Here is a 6,597-nt window from a genome sequence, read left to right as displayed (position 1 = left end):
GTGGCTCACAAAGAGGGAGCCCAAACCGCGCTGGTTGTCTGGGCACCAATCCGTGTCGAGGGGCGTGCGCTCGGGGCGATACGCATGATGCGCCTCGTGCGCATCGACCCGCCGGTCCAAAACCGATTTATTCGATCCTACCGCCTGAGCGCGCAGTGGGCCGCCTCCCTCCCTCTTCCTGTTGACGTAAGCTGGTACTCCGATCCGGCCTCTGCAGATCGCGCCGATGTGCAGCGTTCCAACACACGTACGCTACACAATCTCCACGGCGAAGCAATTGCACAGGTCCACGTTGTACAGCCATCGCACGCGCAGCTTACGCGTCTGGCACAGCAGCGCATTGGAGACGTTCGCAGTGCGCTGATACTCGCGCTCTTCGTCTGGCTGCTTGGTGGGGCGGCATACCGGTTTGTACAGGCGTGGACGCGTGCGCGGCGGCGGCAAACTCATACGCTCTTCCCGCTCATGCAATGGGGAGCGGTTCTCGTAGGGGGCATCATGATCCTTCGCTATGTTGCGCTCGCGATAGACATGCCCGTACGATGGATCGACGGCATGGCGGCAGGCAGCACGCTTTTCGATCCGGCGAACCTGGCATCAGGAATCGGCGGCGGGCTGATGCGGTCGATCGGTGACCTGCTGCTCACGGGAGGCGCGGCTTTTGGTATCGCTGTAGTGTGCTTTGCAGTTGGACTCAAGCTGCGTCCGGTCTGGCCCAACAGCAGGTCGTGGCGTGAACATCTGCGAGAGCGCACGCCGGGCTGGCCGTCGCTGCCCCTTACCGCTGTTGTTTGCACGGCGCTCCCCCTTATCGGACTCAGTGGGGGACTGGCCGTTGCTTACGTGGTAGAACGTGCTGTAGTGGATAGCACGCTCAACTTCTTCGCACGCACTGGACTCCTCGCTGAACCGCTTATCCTGGTTGTGTTCAGCGGGCTCATGCTTCTGGTAGTCGGGCTCTTTCTGGTGCTCATCACGCTGTGGTGGACAACCGCGCGCCTGGTGCTCTACACCTGGCCTGGTTATGGGATTTCCGCACTGGCCGGTGTAAGTAGTGCCGCCGCCCTGGCTGCTACCGCACTGCTCCTGTTCTTCGTGACTCCATCGAGCGTGGTAGCGCCGCTCGTAGCTGCCGGACTCCTGGTTGGCGCTGGCGGCGTAGCCCTGGCTGGTTACAGCTGGAGGCACTACGGGCTCAACCAGCTTACGCTTAAGCACTTACTGCCTGCAGCTGTGCTTCTGGCCACCGCGCTGTATGCCATGCTCTACGTAGGCATGGACGTGCAACGCCAGAGCCGAATGGCTGAGGCCGCTCAGTCGTTTGCGGAAGGGCGCAACCCGCGCCTCTTGTTTGCACTGCAGCAGATTGTGGATGGTGTAAGCAATGACCTGAACCAGTGGGACCAGCCCTCCATCACAGCCGATAGCCTCGATGCCATTGCAACCGATGCTCTGCGGGGCTCGCTTCTTACTTCGCTTAGCCCGTACGAGTCGCGCCTCGTGCTCCTCGACTCGTCGGGCACGCCCCAGACGCAGTATGCTACCCCGGGCGTGCAGCCAGAGCGTGTTCGCTTCTCTCCTGAAGATGAAGAGATCTTCCAGCGGATGCAGACGCTCTACGCCATGCAGGGCGGAAGCGGGCCTATTGCAACGCCGCTCCCCGACGACCTGAGCCGCGATCATCGCACGCAGGGCGGTGTAGAGTACGTAGGCCTGCAGCGCGTAACGGGCCCCTCGCCCCTGCACTGGGTGATGGTACGCATCGAGTCCCGGGCGGGCCTCCTGGGAAGCGGGCGTGACATTCCGCGTGTCTTCCTACCCGATGGGTCATATAGCGACCTGTATGCCGAGCTGGCGCTGGCCGACTTTCGAAAGGGTACGCTGCAGCGGAGTCAAGGGGCGGCTTTCGAACAGGGGCGTCTTCCCTTTCCCGTGCGCCAGCGGCTGCAAGACGAGCCTTCGTTCTGGGAGCGAGCCACCGACGACAGTCAGCGCTTCCTTACATACTACCGCGCAGGTCCTGCAGAGGAGCAGGTCGTTGCAGCGCGACTGCCAACGATTATGATCTTCGACCATCTCTACTACCTGTTTCGCATCACCGTGGCTGTGCTCGGGCTCGGAACGGTGCTGTACCTGATTGGACTGGCACTGCGCTACCGGTTTGGTCTGTTGCCTGCCGAGCGGGTCCGGTTTCGCGATAAGGTGCTTAGCGCATTCCTGGCTGTTGGGGTGGCCGCAGCGTTTGCCGTAGGAGGCATTGGCGTGCAAGTGGTGAAAGACGAGGGCGATCGCAGCGTGGAGCAGCGGCTTAACGAGATGCTCACACGCATCGAGGAGAGCCTGGCCCTGGAAGCGCGGAGCGGAGAGCGCATCTTTCGCACTGTGGAACGCATCGACATGAACGCGCTGTCGGTGCGCATGGGAACCGACCTCGATGTCTACGAAGACGGGCTCCTCACGGAAACCAGCCGTCCGCGTCTGGTGCGCGACGGACTTGTAGCGCCCCGGCTGCCGATGGACGTGTACCAGGCGCTGTACCTGGAGCAGCGGCGCTTTACGACTGCGCAGGCCGCCATTGGCACGTTCGAGTACCGCGTTGGATACAAAGCCTTGACCGACGACGAGGGACGGCCACGCGTGGTGCTGGCTGTTCCTACACTGGCGCAGCAGGAGCGGCTTGAAGAGGAGCAGGCGCGCACGCTGGCGTACCTGTTTGGCGCACTGCTCATGCTTGTTATTGTTGTCATGATCACGGCTTCGCTTGTGGCCAACGCGATTGCTCAGCCCATTGCTCAGCTGCGTGAAGGGCTACAGGCGGTGGGAGAGGGACGCTTCGCACGCATGTTGCCGGTGCAGACGCGCGACGAGATTGGCGAGCTGGTACAGACATTCAACGACATGCGAGCACAGCTGGCCGAGCAGCGCCGCCAGCTGGCGCAGCAAGAGCGCGAGATGGCCTGGCGCGAGATGGCCCGGCAGGTAGCGCACGAAATCAAAAATCCGCTCACCCCTATGAAGCTCTCGCTGCAGCACCTGCAGCGTGCGTTTCAGCGTCGCCGGAGTGCGATAGCAGATGCAGAAGGTGAGCACCCTGACGAGGATACGTTTGCCGAGCTGTTTGAGCGCATCACCAACACGCTCATTGACCAGATCAACACGCTCTCGCGTATCGCGAATGAGTTCTCGTCGTTTGCGCGCCTTCCCACGCGTGTGCTCGAACCACTCGATGTAAACGAGGTGGCGCAGGAAGCCGTGCAGCTCATGCGCGAGGAGGCGTCTGAGGAGGCTATCACCACACAGTGGCACAGCGAGCCGCTTGTCGTAGAGGCCGACCGCGAGGAGCTGCGCCGCGTATGCATCAACCTGCTCAAAAACGCGCTGCAGGCCATTCCCGATGAGCGAGACCCGCATATTCGCGTGGCGACCCGTCGCAAAGACGCCGATGACGGGCCCCCGCATGGGCGCGCCGAGCTCACGGTTAAAGACAACGGCGTCGGCATTCCGGCTGATAAGCGCGATAAGATCTTCCAACCGAATTTCTCGACGAAGACGAGTGGAACCGGTCTCGGACTGGCTATTGCGCACAAGACCCTTCGCGAACTGGATGGAGACATCACGTTTACGACGACGGAAGGGGTCGGTACTACCTTCCGCATCCACCTGCCACTCACCGATGAGGCCGATACGCTGTAGCCAACACCTCTACAGCCAACATCTCTATAGTCGACACCGCCATAGGACAAACACAGAGCTGCGGGGGTGGCACAAAAGCCGGATGCTTCCTATGTTGCATATCCGCCGTTTACGCATCTGCTCTGTGTTGCCATGCCCAATCCGTTTCGCATCCCCCTGCCCCTTCTCCTGCTACTGGCACTGGCTATACCCGGCACGGCGCAGAGTCCGGATGACGCGCTCTACGACCTGTTTGATGAGGCGTGGCAGTACCGGCTGCAGGCCAACCCGCTCTTCGCGACATCGGTTGGCGTGCACGCGTACAACGACCGCCTTCCGGAGGTGAGTGTGGCCGCTGCGCAGGCGGAGCGCGAGCAGGAGGAGGCGTTCTTAGAGCAGCTGCAGAACATCGATCGTAGCGCGCTCGACCGCGACGACCAGGTCAACTACGACATCTTCGAACAGGTGCTGGGGCGGCGCATCGCCGAGCATGACTTCCGCACCTACCTGATGCCAATCAGCAACCGAAGCGGCTTTCACATCTCGTTTCCGCAGCTGGCCGACCGCATGCCGCTCAACACGGTAGCCGACTACGAGGACTTCATTGCACGGCTGCAGGCGTTTGATCGCTATGCCCAGGAGCACATCACCATTATGCGTACGGGCATCGAAGAGGGCTACGTGCTGCCCGCTATTGTGCTTGAGGATGCGCAGGACGCCATTACGCCGCACATTGTAGATGATCCTGAAGCGCATCAGCTCTACGACGCGTTTGCGTCATTTCCAGGACGCATCGGGGATGATGAGCGAGAACGGCTTCGCGCAGCGGGGAAGGCTGCCATCATGGACGCTGTGGTGCCGGGTTACGAGGCGTTCCTGGCATTTATGGAAGAAGAGTACATGCCCGCCTCACGGGCATCGATCGCTGCTTCCGAGCTGCCCGACGGCGAAGCGTTCTATGCGCACCGGGTGCAGTACTTCACCACGCTCGACCTGACCCCTGAGGAGGTTCACGAAACCGGACTGGAGGAGGTTGAGCGCATACGCAATGAGATGATGGAGATCGTAGAAGCAGAGGGGTTTGGTGATGATTTCGATGGATTCGTGGAGTTTCTGCGCACTGATGAACAGTTCTATGCAGATACGCCCGAGGAGCTTATGAAAGAGGTGGCCTACGTCTTGAAGCAGATGGACGGCGCCTTGCCCGAGCTGTTCGAAACGCTCCCCCGCATGCCCTACGGCATTCGTCCGGTGCCCGACTACATCGCACCGCGTACCACCACCGCCTACTACCAGCGTCCGGCAGGCGACGGCACCCGCGCCGGGTTCTACTACGTGAACACGCACGACCTGGCAAGCCGTCCGCTCTACGAGGTGGAGGCCCTCTCGCTACACGAGGCCGTGCCGGGGCACCATTTGCAGATTGCGCTGCAGCAGGAGCTGGAAGACCTGCCGCCGTTTCGTCGTTTCTCCAGCTTCACCGCGTTTGTGGAGGGCTGGGCGCTCTACGCTGAGCGGCTGGGGCTGGAAGTAGACGGTTTCTACGAGGATCCGTACAGCGATTTTGGGCGGCTCACCTATGAGATGTGGCGTGCCCTGCGGCTCGTGGTTGACACCGGCATGCATGCGCTGGACTGGAGCCGCCAGGAAGCGATCGACTTTATGGCGCAGAACTCGGCGCTGTCGCTGCACAACATCACCACCGAGGTCGACCGCTACATTGCCTGGCCGGGACAGGCGCTGGCGTACAAGATCGGTGAGCTGGCGATTCGCGATATGCGCGCCGAAGCCGAGAGCGCCCTGGGCGAGGACTTCGACGTGCGCACCTTCCACGACGCGGTGCTGGCCAACGGATCGGTGCCGCTGCCCGTGCTGCAGGATGCCGTGGATCGCTACATCGAGCAGACCCATGCAGATGCGGAGTAGCAGCCCCAACGAACGGATCTCTTATGCAGGTGCATCGTTTCTGCACAAAGCAGGAGACCCTGCATGTCCGCCGTATGCTCCACCGATCCCTTCGTGTCATGGCCATGTCTGCTTCCGTCCCAGCTCCGCCTCAACTCAAAAACGGCGACCGGCTCACGCGTCGTGAGTTTGAGCGGCGCTACGAGGCGATGCCGGATGTCAAGAAAGCTGAACTTATCGAAGGAATAGTGTATATGCCATCTCCGGTAACAGCAAGACAGCATAGCCAGCCTCATGCGTACCTTACCACATGGTTGGGTACCTATGCGATTCAAACTCCAGGCGTTACCGTGCATGACAACGCCACCGTGCAACTCGACCTCGACAACGAGCCGCAGCCCGATGCCCTTCTGCGCATTGATGAAGCACGTGGCGGACAGTCGCGCATCAACGAGGACGATTACATTGAGGGGCCACCGGAGCTGGTGGTAGAGGTGGCGCACAGCAGCGCAGCGTACGACTTGCACGACAAAAAGCGTGCGTATCGGCGCAATGGCGTACAGGAGTATGTGGTATGGCAGATCGCGGAGGGGCGCATCGACTGGTTTCAGCTGGACGGTGGAGCGTACAAGACGCAGTCGCCCGACGATGAAGGCTGTCTGCACAGCATGACGTTTCCCGGATTGGTATTGGACGTGGGGGCGCTCTTAGATGACAACCCGGCGGCGGTGCTGGCTCGGCTCAACGCGTCGCTCGGCAGCGAAGCGCATCAGGCGTTTGTGGAGCGGGTGCAGGGCGCGTGATCGGCTTGCGTGCGGAGCATTCTTTCCCGTGCGTGCGACCACTGCAGGCAACAGGGCTGTAGCCGCTGGGCTACGAGGAAACGGGTGGGCAGAGCATGGCGCTCCGCATCCAAAAAAACAAGGCGTGTATGCACGCAGATACAGGTGCTGTTGGTCTCGGTAAACGGCACGAAGCCGTAACAGAGCACTGTCATTTTGGCGTCATGATGAACTGCGG

At 61.3% G+C, this 6,597-nt stretch carries 3 protein-coding genes; all 3 read left to right on the top strand.

Annotation, left to right across the window (positions count from 1 at the left end; genetic code table 11):
• A partial coding sequence (locus tag PPP56_RS08720; protein ID WP_353563652.1) for an ATP-binding protein occupies positions 1–3,693 on the top strand: 3,693 nt, incomplete at its 5' end.
• Between the two features lie 132 nt (positions 3,694–3,825).
• On the top strand, positions 3,826–5,598 hold the full coding sequence (locus PPP56_RS08715; RefSeq protein ID WP_353563651.1) for a DUF885 domain-containing protein: 1,773 nt from the start codon (positions 3,826–3,828) through the stop codon (positions 5,596–5,598).
• 98 nt (positions 5,599–5,696) lie between these two features.
• The gene (locus PPP56_RS08710) at positions 5,697–6,380 is read left to right on the top strand and encodes a Uma2 family endonuclease (protein ID WP_353563655.1); all 684 of its coding nucleotides are present in this window, start codon (positions 5,697–5,699) and stop codon (positions 6,378–6,380) included.
• Positions 6,381–6,597: the final 217 nt, after the last annotated feature.

Source organism: Longimonas sp. (genome assembly GCF_040409695.1).
Lineage (GTDB): Bacteria > Bacteroidota > Rhodothermia > Rhodothermales > Salinibacteraceae > Longimonas.
The sequence above is the reverse complement of the archived record's forward strand: the minus strand, read 5'-3'. Positions and strand labels throughout refer to the sequence as shown.